General features: G+C 45.5%; 14 protein-coding genes. 12 read left to right on the plus strand and 2 right to left on the minus strand.

Annotated elements, in window-relative coordinates; all coding sequences use genetic code 11:
• A partial coding sequence (locus ASG85_RS21405; protein WP_200961697.1) for an IPT/TIG domain-containing protein occupies positions 1 to 676 on the plus strand: 676 nt, incomplete at its 5' end.
• Between the two features lie 290 nt (positions 677 to 966).
• Positions 967 to 1,263 carry an IPT/TIG domain-containing protein gene (locus ASG85_RS39970; protein WP_414858770.1) on the plus strand — a complete coding sequence of 99 codons (297 nt, stop codon included), beginning with the start codon at positions 967 to 969 and terminating at the stop codon, positions 1,261 to 1,263.
• 38 nt (positions 1,264 to 1,301) lie between these two features.
• Here ASG85_RS39970 and ASG85_RS21415 read toward each other — a convergent pair whose 3' ends face one another.
• Positions 1,302 to 3,218: a glycosyltransferase gene (locus tag ASG85_RS21415; protein ID WP_060647713.1), complete on the minus strand. Its 1,917-nt coding sequence runs from the start codon at positions 3,216 to 3,218 to the stop codon at positions 1,302 to 1,304.
• A gap of 93 nt (positions 3,219 to 3,311) precedes the next feature.
• Positions 3,312 to 4,337 (minus strand): class I SAM-dependent methyltransferase, encoded by a 1,026-nt coding sequence (locus ASG85_RS21420; RefSeq protein ID WP_060647714.1) that lies wholly within the window; start codon positions 4,335 to 4,337, stop codon positions 3,312 to 3,314.
• A 411-nt stretch (positions 4,338 to 4,748) separates the two neighbouring features.
• Here ASG85_RS21420 and ASG85_RS21425 point away from each other — a divergent pair, with 411 nt between their 5' ends.
• The 10 genes from ASG85_RS21425 to ASG85_RS21470 all read left to right on the plus strand — a co-directional run bounded on the left by ASG85_RS21425 (position 4,749) and on the right by ASG85_RS21470 (position 15,699).
• Complete coding sequence (locus ASG85_RS21425) at positions 4,749 to 4,946, plus strand: cold shock domain-containing protein (protein WP_047682118.1); 198 nt, start codon at positions 4,749 to 4,751, stop codon at positions 4,944 to 4,946.
• 168 nt (positions 4,947 to 5,114) lie between these two features.
• The gene (hpf, locus tag ASG85_RS21430) at positions 5,115 to 5,663 is read left to right on the plus strand and encodes a ribosome hibernation-promoting factor, HPF/YfiA family (RefSeq protein ID WP_057303285.1); all 549 of its coding nucleotides are present in this window, start codon (positions 5,115 to 5,117) and stop codon (positions 5,661 to 5,663) included.
• Positions 5,664 to 5,912: 249 nt separating this feature from the next.
• Positions 5,913 to 8,432, plus strand: a complete 2,520-nt coding sequence (gene secA / locus ASG85_RS21435; protein WP_060647715.1) for a preprotein translocase subunit SecA — start codon at positions 5,913 to 5,915, stop codon at positions 8,430 to 8,432.
• A gap of 64 nt (positions 8,433 to 8,496) precedes the next feature.
• A protein-coding gene (prfB, locus tag ASG85_RS21440; protein WP_156396713.1) for a peptide chain release factor 2 occupies positions 8,497 to 9,610 on the plus strand; the annotation gives its coding sequence in 2 pieces (ribosomal slippage) (positions 8,497 to 8,568 and positions 8,570 to 9,610; 1,113 coding nt in all).
• Positions 9,611 to 9,795: 185 nt separating this feature from the next.
• Positions 9,796 to 10,614, plus strand: coding sequence for an adenosylmethionine decarboxylase (gene speD, locus ASG85_RS21445; RefSeq protein ID WP_060647717.1), 819 nt, complete (start codon positions 9,796 to 9,798; stop codon positions 10,612 to 10,614).
• A 16-nt stretch (positions 10,615 to 10,630) separates the two neighbouring features.
• Positions 10,631 to 11,524 (plus strand): YitT family protein, encoded by an 894-nt coding sequence (locus ASG85_RS21450; protein ID WP_057303282.1) that lies wholly within the window; start codon positions 10,631 to 10,633, stop codon positions 11,522 to 11,524.
• Positions 11,525 to 11,981: 457 nt separating this feature from the next.
• The gene (gene argC / locus ASG85_RS21455) at positions 11,982 to 13,031 is read left to right on the plus strand and encodes an N-acetyl-gamma-glutamyl-phosphate reductase (RefSeq protein ID WP_060647718.1); all 1,050 of its coding nucleotides are present in this window, start codon (positions 11,982 to 11,984) and stop codon (positions 13,029 to 13,031) included.
• Positions 13,032 to 13,061: 30 nt separating this feature from the next.
• Positions 13,062 to 14,288: a bifunctional glutamate N-acetyltransferase/amino-acid acetyltransferase ArgJ gene (gene argJ / locus ASG85_RS21460; protein ID WP_060647719.1), complete on the plus strand. Its 1,227-nt coding sequence runs from the start codon at positions 13,062 to 13,064 to the stop codon at positions 14,286 to 14,288.
• 82 nt (positions 14,289 to 14,370) lie between these two features.
• Positions 14,371 to 15,141 (plus strand): acetylglutamate kinase, encoded by a 771-nt coding sequence (gene argB, locus ASG85_RS21465; protein WP_060647734.1) that lies wholly within the window; start codon positions 14,371 to 14,373, stop codon positions 15,139 to 15,141.
• A 282-nt stretch (positions 15,142 to 15,423) separates the two neighbouring features.
• Positions 15,424 to 15,699 carry a hypothetical protein gene (locus ASG85_RS21470; RefSeq protein ID WP_060647720.1) on the plus strand — a complete coding sequence of 92 codons (276 nt, stop codon included), beginning with the start codon at positions 15,424 to 15,426 and terminating at the stop codon, positions 15,697 to 15,699.
• Positions 15,700 to 15,714: the final 15 nt, after the last annotated feature.

Consider the following 15,714-nt stretch of genomic DNA (forward strand, 5'->3'; position numbering starts at 1 on the left):
GATTGGCGGTAAACCTGCTGCAACAACCTATATGAGTAAAACTAGTTTGAAAGTGATCGTACCAGCAGGAGATGGACTCGGATCAGTAGATGTGAAAGTTATCACTGATACGAAAGAAGCTGTTCTTAGTCAAGGATATACATACGCAGCACCAGTCATTAAACCTGTAACTATTACAACGTTGTCTCCTAATACTGGGAAAACTGCAGGCGGGGATCTTGTGTATATTAATGGAACGAATTTCATGTCAGGTGTAACAGTGACATTTGGTTCGATTGTTGCAAACAGCACTTATCTRAGTTCAACGAGAATATCAGCTGTTGTGCCGGCTTCGGCTACTGCAGGGAAAGTTGACGTAACGGTAACGAATTTGGATGGAGGTACTGYCACAGTAACGCAAGGCTACGAGTATACRGTTGCTACACCGACCATTACCGTATTGAGCCCGAATCATGCSAACAAAGTGGGTGGAGATCTTATTTACGTAACAGGTACGAACTTTGAAACTGGAGCGAAAGTAACGATCAATGGTGTGAATGCGTCAACAACCTTTATGAGCGGTACAAGCTTGAAAGTAATTGTTCCGGCCAGCCCAACAACTGGAGTCGTACCTCTTGTCTTAACGTTGTTGAATGGTCAAACCGCATCGACAAACTTCACATACCCACGATTATGAATTGTGGATACGGGTAATATTGGGGAGAATCTACTTTCACTATTTATATGACATAGATGATAGCTGTCTTGAGAACCGGCAATTTACGCGTCCGGAAAACTTTGTTAGCAGCGCGAACCAGGTTTACGATATTGTCCTGTCCTTGCGCCTGCATTCCGTCATAAAATCGTAACCGTCTCAATTTTCATTTTTCGGGCAAATTTCCCGTTGATCCGAATTNCGGTACAAGCTTGAAAGTAATTGTTCCGGCCAGCCCAACAACTGGAGTCGTACCTCTTGTCTTAACGTTGTTGAATGGTCAAACCGCATCGACAAACTTTACATATGATAATGGACCGGTCCTTCCTGCACCGACCATTACGAGTTTGTCACCCAATAGCGGTTCCGTCGGTTCGCTGATTTATGTTAATGGTGCCAACTATACAAGTGCTTCGAAAGTATACGTCAATGGCGTTCAGGCTACAACAGTTTACTTGAGYGCGACTCGAGTAAAGTTCTATGTACCTACTGGTTCCGGTGCCGTTAACATTACTGTCGTCAATGCAGACGGACAAACAAGTAATGTGTTCTCGTTTACGATTCTTTAAATAAACAAAAGGACTGCCCAAGCGGGCAGTCCTTTTGTTTATCGAGGAAAGATGCACAAAGAAATATCAGGGAATCGTTCCATGTAAATAGTATGAAATTCTTGATAAGTTTCTGGACTAGCTTGCTCCTTGAATAGCCCAATAATGTCAACGGAGGCTTCCTTTTTGAAGGATGCTTTGAGAAACGGAAATGCTTCATTGGTATTCCCACAGTTGATATACCATACTCCAACATTCTTAAGCCCCTTCGCATGGAGTAAATTATTTTCAAGAAGTACGCTGTACAGATCTAGCGCCTGTTCGAAAAGTCCACGGATGTAAAACCAGTCGGCCATCCAATTCAGAATGGTTTCATTTGCCATATTTTGCATGAGGGATAAATAGATCTCTGTATATCCGTAACGCCAGAGCAGTTGCAACGTTTGCGTAAACCTTTCTTCGTTGTTCGTTAGAATCTCGTTGTTCCAAGTTTTATTATCGATTGCTAACAGGGCTTGCTGCATTATGGTGGCGCAAGCAGTGATGTCCCCCACGGCAGCATCAGTAAAAGAGATTTCTTGCTGAACAATGGCAGCAGCAATTGCAAGCGAATCTTCCAAAGAAGCCGGCTGAAGAGAAGAAGTAGTCAACGCAGACCAATTTCGAAGCAGTAAATTTTGCTGTACGGTATCAACATCATCCAGACGGAGGTCGAGCTTCTGCACTTCAGTAGCATACTTGGAAGCAAGTTCAATACTCCCGATTTTTAGGGCCATTTTGTATAATAACATTTTATTCAAAGGTTGGTGAAGAGGATAGAGTTGTTCGATAATGCTTGCTACTTGATCATACGATTCAAATTGAAGAAGAGCATCCATTAGTAACTGGAGTACAGTGTAATTTTTGGGTTGAAGTTGGAGCGTTTTGACCCAGTGATGAATAGCGCCAGAAATATCGTCTTTTCTACGCTTTATCTCAGCAATGGACTGATGGGGAATAATTTTTCCATAAGAAGGCTTAATTATCCAATAGGGCACCCCCTTTTTTTCAGCTTCCTCCGCGTATTGAATACACTGGTGAAATACATCCTCTGCGGCGTTCCATAGCCCGTATGTTTCGAATAAAATGCCCTCCATACATCGGAAATCTGTTCGGTCAGGGATTAGTTTAATAGCACTTTTAATATTGGTATGTGCTCTCGCGTAATTGCCTTTCTTCATTTCAAGTGTTACAAGACTTTCGAGTAGATGAAAATACCACGTGTCCGAAGGGCTGCTGCATTCCAAGGAACGCCCGTAAACTTCCAGAGCCTCATCCTCGCGTCCGGCGCTTGTATACTCATTGCCGAGCACGAAGCAAAAGTAAGGGTTGTTTCGCTTTTCGCCTGAGTTCATTTTCTCCAAGATCGACAAATTGCGTTCCGATTTTTTCTTTTCCTGTACAACCTGTACCGTGTAACCAGTGTGGAAAATCACGAACGGATAAGGTGTGAAAGAAGGTGTACCGTAGTCGGAAGTTAATTGTTCGTGAATAGGTTCGATATATCGAATGGATTTGCCGTTGAGGAACAAGCGCGCTCCCGTTGATTCCGTAACATTTGATTCGTCATTTCCGCTGCCACCAAAATTCATGATGTTCAGAACAAATCCGCAAGGCCTATCGCTTTTATATTCCAATAAATATTTTCTAAGTCTATCATGATCAGCAGGCTGAACAAACTCATCTGCATCGAGAATTAATATCCAACGTCCCGAAGCATGGCGAATCGATTCGTTACGTGCAGCCGAGAAATCGTTCGACCATGAAAGATCATATATTTTGTCTGTATGACGGGCTGCAATTGTTTTGGTTTGATCTGTTGACCCCGTATCGACAACAATAATTTCATCGACAAGGGTTTTGACGCTGAGTAGGCATCGTTCAAGCACTTTTTCTTCATTTTTAACGATCATACAGAGAGAAAGAAGGGGTTTCATTGATTTCCTCCAAAGCGTTTAAAAAACGTCAGGTATTTTAAAGCGAATATTAGTTCTAAACCAGTTTAATTAAGAATACTGAAATGATTGCTTTTATTTTTTTATAGCGGTTACCTCCATAGACCCGTTATAGTGGCCCGAAACATTGTAATCCACTACCTCAAAGCCCAAAATATCCAACCATTTTTTGAGAGAACGGAAGGAAAAGTAATTTAAATGTTCAACAATTCTCCACATAGGGTCAGTGTCTTTTTTTACCATTGAAAACGCACTTTCGAAATTCGGTGTAGAAATCCAAAGGACACCTTTGTCATTAAGAAGCGAATGTGCTTTACGTAAAGCTTGAATAGGATCAAACATGTGTTCTATGACATCGCCCATAATCAACACGTCGAATCTTTCCGCGGTTTCGAATTCAAGGAAATCTACCGTGTAGATTGGAATATCAAGCATATTGGAAACAGCTTCTGCATAGGGAGGCCGTATATCTAATCCTGTAACGTTAAACAAGAATTCCTTTGCGACCGCTGACAATTCACCTGCACCTACACCAACCTCAAGTAAACGGTCTCCTGGAGCTATTAGGGTGAGTTGCCCCATCATTCGACTGATAGTTGGGAAGAAGGTTGTTTTTGGACTTAGGTTGAAATCAAATGCACTATTGGTGAGAAGTTCGCCTAGGTTTACAGGATAGTTAAATGCGAATAGGTGATGACATGAATCACAGCACATCCAGAGCCGGATTGGGTGAAAACCTGGGATGAAATCAATTGAAGTCGTAGTATTGTAAGAGGCGTATGGATGGCCTTTTTCTCCACACAGTGGACAATTTTCAATATGATTTTCTTGTGGCTCCGAGTAGTTGTATGTATAAACAGGATGATCTTCTTTTACAAGTATTTGACTTAGCCGAGGATTTTTTTCAAAAGCTGTTCGGAAGTATTGAAAGGAAGAGATAGGTTCCCGAAGTCGGTTATATATCTCTCCTATTCGATAGCAGGATATTGCAGAGAGTTGCTGATTGTTATCGATAATATCACGATATATTATCAATGCTTGCTCATCCCTAATTCTTAGTAATCCTTCAGCCTCTTTAAACAAGGAAACCCAATCTGTCATAGTATTCTCCTTCAGTATGTTGTTTTCTCTTACGTATTATTGACAGTTCAAATATTACAGGTATTTATTTAATATCGGCAATCAAACTAGTCAACATAATAGCTGAAGTCTAATACTATTTGTTTCCTACTTATAGAGTTGCTTGAGGTCATTACAAAACATAATTGTAGCTTGAACCTGTGGATAATGTGCACAACTCTGTGCATAACTTTGTTGATAATATGTAAAGAAGCCCGATACGACAAGTTTTTACAAATTCTGCACTTATCCACGGCTTGTATATACCCGAATTTTCAAAATATTTCATCAAATGGTAAGTTAGAAATTGACAGGTCAAGCGGGCTGGTGATATAGTCGAAAAGTAAGGGCTTACATTTTATTACTTTTTAAAACGAAAGGAATGTGTACGTTATGCAAGGTAAAGTAAAATGGTTTAACGCAGAAAAAGGTTATGGTTTCATTGAGCGTGAAGATGGCGGGGATGTATTCGTGCATTTCTCAGCGATTCAATCAGAAGGCTTCAAAACGTTAGACGAAGGTCAGGCTGTAGAGTTTGACATCGTAGAAGGCGCACGTGGACCGCAAGCCGCTAATGTAAGCAGAATATAAGCTTCCGGTACGTTTTGTGCCGGTTTAATACATCTATGAACTAATTAGCACCCTGGGACATATTTCTGGGGTGTTTTTTTGCGTAAATAGTATGCTCGGAATTTAAAGGAATTATGAAGATGGGGGTTGAATGTAGTATAATGTAAGAAGGAAGGGAGATGTTTAACTATGATGATTAGCATTCGCGGAGAACACCTTGAAGTAACTGAAGCCCTCAGGGACTATGTCGACAAGAAATTGAACAGACTAGAGAGGTATTTTGAAGCTCCCCTTACATCTGATGTACAAGTAAAGCTAAGTGTGGTTAAAGGTTTACAGGCGATTGAGGTAGGTATTCCCCTGACAGGCGTGCTGCTGCGAGCTGAAGAACGTAACAATGATATGTATGCGTCGATTGATTTGGTCGTGGACAAGTTGGAACGTCAGATTCGTAAGCATAAGACGAGGACGAATCGAAAAATTCGCCAAGATGGCGGCAAGCGTGATTTATTTAAGGTTGAAACATCGCCGGTCACTTATTTGGATGAGGAAGATGACTTTGAACTGGTCCGCAACAAACGCTTCGATTTGAAGCCGATGGATGTGGAAGAAGCGATTCTACAAATGAACATGGTAGGCCATAATTTCTTCGTTTTTTCGAACATGGATACGGATCAAGTCAATGTAGTTTACAAACGTGATGACGGCAAGTATGGTCTGATTGAGCCGGCTGTTTAATAAGAAAGCGGAGCAACTCGAGACATCCCTATAACAAAAAAATGAGCTTGATTCGATTCTGTCGAATTAAGCTTTTTCTCATGCATGCAATAGGGACATCGATTCAATACTATAGAAAATAAGTAAAAACGTACTCTTTTCACATGTTGTGGATGGTTTATACAGATGTAGGAATGGTCATTTGTTGCGGCAAGACCGTCAAAAGTGGTACAATTTAAGGATACGAATGCAAGGGAAAGGGGTTCACCGATGCTAGGACTAGTGAAGAAAATTTTTGGTGATTCCAATGAACGGGAAATTAAACGGATGCTCAAGGCCGTGGATTATATTAACGACCTTGAAGCTAGCATTAAGCCGCTATCCGATGAGGAATTGAAAGGCAAGACAATTGAGTTCAGAAACCGTCTGGAAAAAGGCGAAGAACTTGATGATCTTTTACCGGAAGCTTTTGCTGTTGTTAGAGAAGCAGGTTTACGTGTACTAGGTAAACGTCATTACGACGTTCAGCTCATCGGGGGTATGGTGCTTCACGAAGGCCGTATCGCGGAGATGAGAACAGGGGAAGGGAAAACGCTCGTTGGAACACTCCCTGTCTATTTGAATGCTTTGCTAGGCAAAGGCGTACACGTGGTTACGGTCAATGACTATTTGGCTCAACGTGACAGCGCCGAAATGGGCCAGATCTATGAATTCCTCGGTTTGACGGTTGGGGTTAATCTCCACGATCTATCACATGAGGAAAAGCAAGCAGCTTATGCTTGTGACATTACGTATGGAACGAATAACGAATATGGTTTCGACTACCTGCGTGATAACATGGTGCTTTACAAAGAGCAGATGGTTCAACGTCCGCTTTATTTTGCGGTTATCGATGAAGTTGACTCCATTCTGGTCGATGAGGCGAGAACGCCATTGATTATTTCGGGACAGGCTGCTAAGTCGACAGACTTGTACTACGCGGCAGACCGATTTGTGGCTAAGTTAAAAGAAGAAGAGGATTACACGATAGATATTAAAGTTCGTTCCGTGGCTCTTACTGAAGAAGGTGTTGCTAAAGCGGAGCGGGCATTCGGCATTGAGAACTTATTCGATCATCAGAATGTGAATATTAACCATCACGTGACTCAAGGGCTCAAGGCTCGTTTCATTATGAAGCGCGATGTGGATTATGTGGTACAAGAAGACGAAGTCATGATTGTTGATGAATTCACGGGCCGTATTATGACAGGCCGTCGTTATAGTGATGGGCTGCACCAAGCCATTGAGGCCAAAGAGCAGCTGCAAGTTCAGAATGAGAGCATGACGCTGGCGACCATTACATTTCAGAACTATTTCCGGATGTACCGCAAACTGGCGGGTATGACAGGAACAGCGAAGACGGAAGAAGAAGAGCTCAAGAAAATTTACGGTCTTGAAGTTATCATTGTTCCGACAAACCGTCCGATGATTCGTAAGGATATGCCGGATGTTGTTTACAAGTCAGAAATGGGTAAATTCAGAGCGGTTGTTGAGCAAATCGTAGAGCGTCATAAGCTGAACCAACCGGTACTTGTAGGTACGGTATCTATTGAGAACTCCGAGAAACTTTCGGAAATGCTTAAGAAAAAAGGCGTCCAGCACAAAGTACTTAATGCGAAGTATCATGCCGAAGAAGCTGAAATCGTAGCACGCGCAGGTCAACCAGGCTCTGTGACGATCGCAACGAACATGGCGGGCCGCGGTACGGACATTGTGCTCGGTGAAGGCGTACATGATGCAGGCGGACTGCATATCATAGGTACAGAACGTCATGAAAGCAGACGGATCGACAATCAGCTGCGTGGACGCGCAGGCCGTCAAGGTGACCCTGGTTCTTCACAATTCTACCTCTCCCTTGAGGATGAATTGATGAAACGTTTCGGCGCTGACAATATCATGGCGATGATGGACCGCCTCGGTATGGAAGAAGATCAACCGATCGAAAGTAAATTGATCTCGCGTGCAGTCGAATCGGCCCAAAAACGCGTTGAGGGTAACAACTTCGACGTTCGTAAAGTCGTTCTTCAGTATGACGATGTAATGAACCAACAACGGGAAATTATATATAAACAGCGCCGTGAGCTGCTGGAGTCCGAGAATATTCGTGAAGTCATCGAGGGCATGATCAACGCGGTTATCGAACGCATCGTGAAAGCACACTGTCCGGAGGAACAAATTCCGGAGGAGTGGGAGCTTCAAGAAGTGGCTAACTTCGTGAACAATAACTTCTTAACAGAAGAAGGCCAGATTACAGATCAAGATATTTGGGGCAAAGAACAAGAAGAGGTTATTGATTACATCAAAGATCTCGTTAGCAAACGTTATGATGAGCGTGAAGCTGAGATTGGTGAAGAATTCATGCGCGAATTCGAAAAGGTCGTTGCTCTTCGTGCGGTAGATAGCAAATGGATGGATCACATCGATGCGATGGATCAGCTGCGCCAAGGTATTCATCTTCGTGCTTACGGCGGAACGGATCCGCTGCGTGAGTATCAATTCGAAGGCTTCGAGATGTTCCAAGAAATGATCGACAATATCCGCGAAGAAGTCGCGATGTACATCATGAAGGCTCACGTACAAAGCAACCTGGAGCGTCAAGCGGTAGCCGAAGGTCAAGCGGTGGATACGAAGAATGAAGCAGGCGGGAAGAAACCGCTCGTGCGCGGTGATGAGCAGCGTATTGGTCGCAATGACCCATGCCCATGCGGCAGCGGGAAGAAATTCAAGCAGTGCCACGGACAAGGCAGCTAAAGCTGCTAGCTTGCTGCCATGATCTGTATAAACTAGGCACGAGAGAATAAATGAGGTGTAAGACATGCTGGAACCAGAAGTAAAACAGGATTTAAGAGAGACAGCAAAGCGACTAACCGAATTACGGGGGTCTCTTTGACTTAGATCATAAGCTCGAAGCGATCGGGGATTTTGAGGAAAAAATGGGGGCGCCGGACTTCTGGGACGATAATGATCGTGCCCAGAAGACCATCGCGGATCTCAACGCCATCAAAAGCGTCGTCGATCAGTTCCAAGGCTTCTCGAACGAGTTCGACGACTTGCAGGTCATGGTCGAGCTCGAGGAAGAGGAGAGCGATGCTGGCCTAGCGAAAGATATTGAAGCAGGTATCGATGCTTTGATGAAGAAGCTCGAATCTTTCGAGCTAGGCTTGCTTCTCAATCAGCCGTATGACCGGCTGAATGCAATCCTGGAGCTGCATCCCGGTGCGGGCGGCACTGAGTCGCAGGACTGGGCGGAGATGCTGCTGCGCATGTACCGCCGCTGGGCGGAGAAGCGGGGCTACAAAGTCGAGGTACTCGACTATTTGCCCGGCGACGAAGCTGGCGTGAAGAGTGTCACGCTGCAGATCACAGGCTTCAACGCCTACGGCTATTTAAAGGCGGAGAAAGGCGTGCATCGGCTCGTCCGGATCTCGCCGTTCGACGCCTCCGGTCGTCGTCACACCTCGTTTGCGTCGTGTGACGTCATGCCGGAGATCGAAGACGACACAGACGTAGGAGAGATCCGCTCCGAGGATCTCAAAATCGACACATACCGCGCGAGCGGCGCCGGCGGTCAACACATTAACACCACGGATTCGGCTGTGCGGATTACGCACATACCGACAGGTGTCGTGGTGAGCTGTCAGCAAGAACGCTCGCAGATTAAGAACCGCGAGAAAGCGATGAAGATGCTTAGGTCTAAGCTCTACGAGCGGAAGATCGAAGAGCAGCTGAAGCATCTCGCAGAGATTCGCGGCGAGCAGTCTGACATTGCCTGGGGCAGTCAGATTCGTTCTTATGTGTTTCATCCCTATAGCATGGTCAAAGATCACAGGACTTCAGCGGAAACTGGTAATATTGGCGCAGTGATGGATGGAGATCTCAATATGTTCATCGATGCATACCTTCGTCATCAGATTCGGAAGCCTGAGTAGAACCTGCACAGGAGCTGTATACTGGAAAAGCTTGGTGCACTGAACACTAAATACAAAACGCATACATGGAGCAATAGACGTTTATCCTACATCTGAAAGGTGTAGGATTTTTTCAAGTTTAATGTCAATCAGAGTTTGGGTAAGGAAATAGTAAGGATGGAACAACAAGGAGGAAGAAAAAAATCATGACACTTACTACGGAGCAGCGCATTACTCTGCACGGTTTTAACAACTTAACGAAATCATTGAGCTTCAATATGTACGATATCTGCTACACCAGAACCAAAGAAGAGCGCGAAGCCTACATAGAATATATTGACGAACAGTACAATGCTGCCCGGCTGACCAAAATTCTCAAAGCGGTAGCGGATATCATCGGTGCTCATGTGCTTAATGTGGCTAAGCAGGATTATGATCCGCAAGGGGCAAGCGTAACGATGTTGGTTTCAGAAGGTCCTGTGGAGGGTGCTCCTGAAACTTCATTTGAGGAATCCCCTGGGCCCCTGCCGGAGACGGTGCTTATGCACCTGAACACCAGCCATATCACGGTTCATACCTATCCGGAATACCACCCAGATGAAGGGATCAGCACGTTTAGGGCGGACATAGATGTATCCACATGCGGGGAAATTTCGCCGCTAAAGGCACTGAATTACTTAATCCATTCCTTCGATACGGATATTATGACGATGGATTATCGGGTTCGAGGCTTCACACGGGATATAAACGGGCATAAGCTGTTTATTGATCATGATATTAGTTCGATTCAGAACTACATTCCTGAGGAAATCAAAAACATGTACGACATGATCGATGTAAACGTGTATCAGGAGAATATTTTTCATACAAAATGTAAGCTGAAGAAATTTGATTTAAACAATTATTTGTTCGGTTATACGAAAGACAAGTTGAGCGAAGCGGAGCAGAAGGACATAACAGAAAGTGTAAAGTGGGAAATGGACGAAATATTTTACGGTAAAAATATGAGTGCACCCCTGTTGTAGTTATGGGCCTGATTAGATGGTACCGAGAGGAGGGCCGTTCGTGCCCAGAAATGAACCGCGAATACGGATAGGAAGTCCAGCACATACCGTATTTGAGTATATATTGATGTTGATCGGCTCGCTGATTATGGCGGCTAGTTTTAACTGTTTTTTGAACCCGAATCAAATTGCGACGGGTGGGGTTTCAGGTATTTCTACGATTGTTCAGCATTTGACGGGCTTAAACCCAGCGATTACGCAGTGGGCACTAAACATACCGATTTTCTTGTTAGCCCTATGGTTACTAGGCGGGCAATTCGGGGTTAAGGCGGCAGTCGGGTCAGTCATATTTCCACTATGCGTACTTGTAACAAGCCATTTAGGGGTGCCTACGCATAATCCCTTGCTAGCGTCTGTCTATGGGGGCATTGGTGTTGGACTTGGACTCGGTATTGTCTTTCGAGGGCGAGGATCCACAGGCGGACTTGGATTGGCCGCGCAAATGCTGCATAAATACACGGGCTTAAGTTTAGGCTTTTCGGTAGCGATTTTTGATGGTTTGGTCATTCTAAGCTCTGCGCTTGTTTTCACACCGGAGAATGCGCTGTACGGGTTAATTGGGTTATTTGTCACCACGAAAACGATCGATATCGTTCAACTCGGCTTTAACTATGCCAAAGTGGCCTTCATTATTTCTGATCATACAGAAGCCATACGTAAGGCGATTTTATACGATTTGGACCGTGGACTTACGGAACTTAATGGGTCCGGGGGATTTACAGGCGAATCGCGAACGGTCTTAATGGTCGTTGTGAAACAAAATGAAGTAAGTCGATTGAAAACATTAGTCCAGTCGGTGGATCCTCAGGCTTTTGTCATTTTGAGCGAAACGAATGAGGTACTAGGGGAAGGTTTCAAACGACATGCATAGCGAGAAGCTTTGTGATAGATTGGCGCACTTATAGTGCGTCTTTTTGTGCATAACTTTGTTGAGGAATGAGTGGCTTGTGGATAAAGTGTGTATAATCTGTGGATAACCGTACTACTTACCCACACTTCTTGAATAATTTGAATTAATCACATACAGGATTTGCCTGTATGCCGTATAATTTGGGATAATTGATTTGTTAAATAAATAGGAATCGATAAGAAAAAAATGTTTTTATGCACATGTTGCGTTTAAACGATGCATATTATGTATACTTCTTGTCGGAAGGTAGGAACCCGAAGAATAAAAGGTTTGTCGATTTTAATGTAAAAAAGCCTTGAAATGCCTTGCGTAGGCACAATTCAATTGTCAAAATCCGCATAAAAAAATTCATTGAATTATTATGTATACGACTGTATAATAATACATATATTTTCGGAACATCGGGAGGGAAATTCGAATGAGTCATGGAGTTAGGGCGGCTATTATTGGAGCCACAGGTTATGGTGGTGCGGAGTTGATTCGTCTGTTGCAGGCGCATCCTTTGGTAAAGATCACTTCGGTCATCTCGACTTCTAATGCAGGAGCGCCGCTTGCGGAGCATTTTCCACACTTGCAGGAAGTGGTTGTGGATATTCTAGATGTGCTTGATGTTGATTTGATTGCGGGTAAAGCGGACGTTGTGTTCTTGGCGACACCAGCTGGTGTGAGTGCAGAACTTTCACCAAAGCTTCTGGCAGCTGGACTGAAGGTCATTGATATTTCTGGGGATTTAAGATTGAAATCTAGTGCCGACTATGAAAAATGGTATAAAAAGCCGGCAGCTTCCGAGGAAACATTGGAGCAATCGATTTATGGTTTGTCTGAGGTGTTCGGGGATGAAGTGAAGGGCAGTGATTTAATCGCAAACCCAGGCTGCTATCCGACAGCGACGCTGCTTGGTCTCATTCCTGCAGTCAAAGCGGGCTGGATCGATCCATCTACGATTATTATTGATGCCAAATCCGGCGTGTCCGGCGCGGGGCGCGGAGTTAATCTCGGCGTGCACTACGCGGAAGTGAATGAGAATTTAACAGCTTATAAAGTGAATAAGCATCAGCATATTCCGGAAATCGAGCAAGCGCTCAGCCGTGTTGCAGGTAAACCGGTTGTTACGACGTTTACGACACATCTTGTGCCTATGACTCGCGGAATTATGTCTACCATGTATGCAACTATACAAGGTGAACACACCGCCGAGGAATTTATCGAATTGTACCGCCAGTATTATGAAGGCCGGAGGTTTGTGCGGATTCGTCAAAATGGTAAGCTCCCTTCTACGAAGGAAGTGTTCGGATCAAACTACTGCGACATCGGTTTTGCGGTGGATGAGCGCACGGGGCGTGTGACCATCGTTTCTGTCATCGACAATGTGGTTAAAGGCGCTGCAGGTCAGGCTATTCAGAATTTGAATTTGATGCAAGGCTGGGACGAAACGACAGGGCTGTTGTTCGCACCGGTGTATCCATAACGAGAAGATGAGGACAGGTGAAGGACGAACATGCTAGATCTAGTGAGCTTTACTGTCGTGCCAGAGGGCACAGTAACGACGCCGAAAGGCTTTCGTGCAGGTGGTCTGCACTGTGGATTAAAGAAGACGGAGCGCTATGATCTAGGCGCAATCTTCTGTGATGTACCGGCGGCAGCGGCAGGCGTTTACACGCTGAATGCATTCCAAGCGGCACCGCTGCGCGTGACGCAGGAGAGCATCGCCCAAGGCGGCAAGCTGCAGGCGATGATCGTCAACAGCGGTAACGCGAATGCGTGTACCGGCCAGCAAGGCGAGGACGACGCATACGCGATGCGCGCTGCTAGTGCGAAGGCGCTAGGCGTTGCGGAGCACCACGTTGGCGTGACGAGCACGGGCGTCATCGGCGAGTTACTGCCGATGGGGAAAGTACTCAGCGGCATCGAGCAGCTGCCTGCTAAAGTGAAGGCAGAAGGTGGAAACGACTTCTGCCAAGCGATCCTGACCACGGATCTCACGCAGAAGATGACGTGCGTCCGTGTTGTCGTTGGCGGCAAGGAGGTTCACATTGCCGGGGCAGCGAAGGGTTCGGGGATGATTCACCCGAACATGGCAACGATGCTCGGTTTCATGACAACCGACGCGCCGATTGATAGCGAATACCTGCAGCTGCTGCTGAGCAGGATCACGGATACCACGTTCAACATGATTACTGTTGACGGGGATACTAGCACCAACGACATGGTCGTGGCGATGGCAAGCGGGCTTGCCGGCGGCGAAGCTTTGAATCCGGAGCATCCGGATTGGGAAGCATTCGCGGCAGGGTTCCAGTACGTTGGCGAGTACCTCGCCAAGGCGATTGCGCGCGACGGCGAGGGCGCGACGAAGCTGATCGAGACGACGGTGGTAGGCGCGGAGAGCGACGATGCGGCGCGTAAGATCGTGAAGTCGATCATTGGCTCTAGCTTGGTCAAATCCGCTGTTTATGGCGCGGATGCGAACTGGGGTCGGATCATTGCAGCTGTAGGTTACTCAGGACAGCCGGTGAACGTAAACACCGTCGATATTCGCTTAGGCGATATCGCAGTGTTAGAGCAGTCGCGTCCGGTGAAGTTCGACGAGGAAGCGGCGCTTGCTTATTTGAAAACAGACACGATTCAAATTCATGTGAATTTACATATGGGCGCTGGCAAAGCAACGGGCTGGGGCTGCGATTTAACATATGATTATGTGCGGATCAATGCGGCTTATCGAACTTAGGTATTAGTTAAGTTTTTACACTTAGGATCGCACATAAGGAAGCAAAGGGGAACGAAAGCTCGTGAAGAACAATTGCTTTGTGATGAAATGCGGCGGCAGCACGCTGGCTGCATTACCGTTTAGTTTCTTTGAAGATATGCGTCAGCTTCAGGATGAGGGCATTGTAGCGGTCATCGTTCACGGCGGTGGTCCTGCCATTTCGGAAACGCTCGGGAAGCTTGGGATTGAGTCCGGTTTCGTGAACGGCCTGCGGGTAACGAATGAAGCAGTATTGGACGTCGTTGAGATGGTGCTTTCCGGTCAGATTAACAAAGAGATCGTCCGCCGAATTCAGTTAACAGGCGCAATGGCGCTTGGATTGTCTGGTGTGGATGGACATTTGATTGAAGCGAAGCCAGTGGCGAATAGCCACGAGGTTGGCCTTGTTGGTGATGTCACGAAAGTGAACGCTGAGCTGATTCAAGGTATCGTAAGCATGGGTTACATCCCGGTCATCGCTCCCGTTGGGCTTGGCGCCGATGGCGGCCAGCGTTATAACATTAATGCCGATACAGCAGCAGGAGCTGTTGCTTCTCACCTTGGTGTAGAGCAGATGGTTGTGGTGACAGACGTTCCCGGCATTATGAAAACAGTCGATGGCGAGAAGCGGGTGCTTCCCGTTGTCAGCGTGGCAGAGATTGAAGAAATGATCGCGAACGGTGATATCTACGGGGGCATGATTCCGAAGGTTCGAGCAGCGATTGCTTGCATTCAAGGCAGGGTCCAAGAAGTTGTCATCGTGAATGGCTCTGAGCCGAATGTGCTGAGCAAAGTGCTGAAGGGTACGGGGATTGGCACGAGGATTGTGCGCTAGATAGCAATGTTTTTCATCGTATGGACAGATACGGACTTGCAAATCAAATACCGCAATAACGTTGTTTTTTATCCTAATGGTGCAACTACAAGACTCCGGAGCGAGTTTAACGATGTATTTCATTTTTAAATAAGGCTGTAATGTAGGTTTACCTGTAAATTGACTCGCTTAACGATGATTTTCATCGCTGCAACTAAGGATTAACGTCAGGCTGTCTCCATAGCGATGAAAAACATCGTTACCACTCAAATACTCAAAGGTTTTTGAACGGAGGTATCTGTGATGCAGCGGATTACTTTTATGTTTAAACAATTCTGCAGGGAGCCCTTATGGTTTAAAATACTTATTTCGACAACCTTGCTTATTGCACTTATTTTTAGCAATTCCTACTTTTCGAGTGATCCAGCTTACCAAGGCTTCTCCAAATTAGCGGCAGCCATCTTTTTCATCGCATACGGGATGAAGATGCGAAGGAATCGAGTAACGGCTATCATTTTATTTGCAGCTGCAGCAATATGTCTTTATCTAGCTTGGCATAAGTTCGAGCTCATGGGTTGAACCACAAACTTTAAG

Source organism: Paenibacillus sp. Soil724D2, assembly GCF_001427935.1.
GTDB lineage: Bacteria > Bacillota > Bacilli > Paenibacillales > NBRC-103111 > Paenibacillus_E.

Bases quoted from the DNA above. Each gene is read 5' to 3' on its own strand.
- speD (WP_060647717.1), top strand. From the start codon at position 9,796: ATGACACTTACTACGGAGCAGCGCATTACTCTGCACGGTTTTAACAAC.
- ASG85_RS21420 (WP_060647714.1), bottom strand. From the start codon at position 4,337: ATGACAGATTGGGTTTCCTTGTTTAAAGAGGCTGAAGGATTACTAAGA.
- ASG85_RS21415 (WP_060647713.1), bottom strand. From the start codon at position 3,218: ATGAAACCCCTTCTTTCTCTCTGTATGATCGTTAAAAATGAAGAAAAA.
- secA (WP_060647715.1), top strand. From the start codon at position 5,913: ATGCTAGGACTAGTGAAGAAAATTTTTGGTGATTCCAATGAACGGGAA.
- ASG85_RS21450 (WP_057303282.1), top strand. From the start codon at position 10,631: ATGGTACCGAGAGGAGGGCCGTTCGTGCCCAGAAATGAACCGCGAATA.
- argC (WP_060647718.1), top strand. From the start codon at position 11,982: ATGAGTCATGGAGTTAGGGCGGCTATTATTGGAGCCACAGGTTATGGT.
- argB (WP_060647734.1), top strand. From the start codon at position 14,371: ATGAAATGCGGCGGCAGCACGCTGGCTGCATTACCGTTTAGTTTCTTT.
- argJ (WP_060647719.1), top strand. From the start codon at position 13,062: ATGCTAGATCTAGTGAGCTTTACTGTCGTGCCAGAGGGCACAGTAACG.
- hpf (WP_057303285.1), top strand. From the start codon at position 5,115: ATGATGATTAGCATTCGCGGAGAACACCTTGAAGTAACTGAAGCCCTC.
- ASG85_RS21425 (WP_047682118.1), top strand. From the start codon at position 4,749: ATGCAAGGTAAAGTAAAATGGTTTAACGCAGAAAAAGGTTATGGTTTC.
- ASG85_RS21470 (WP_060647720.1), top strand. From the start codon at position 15,424: ATGCAGCGGATTACTTTTATGTTTAAACAATTCTGCAGGGAGCCCTTA.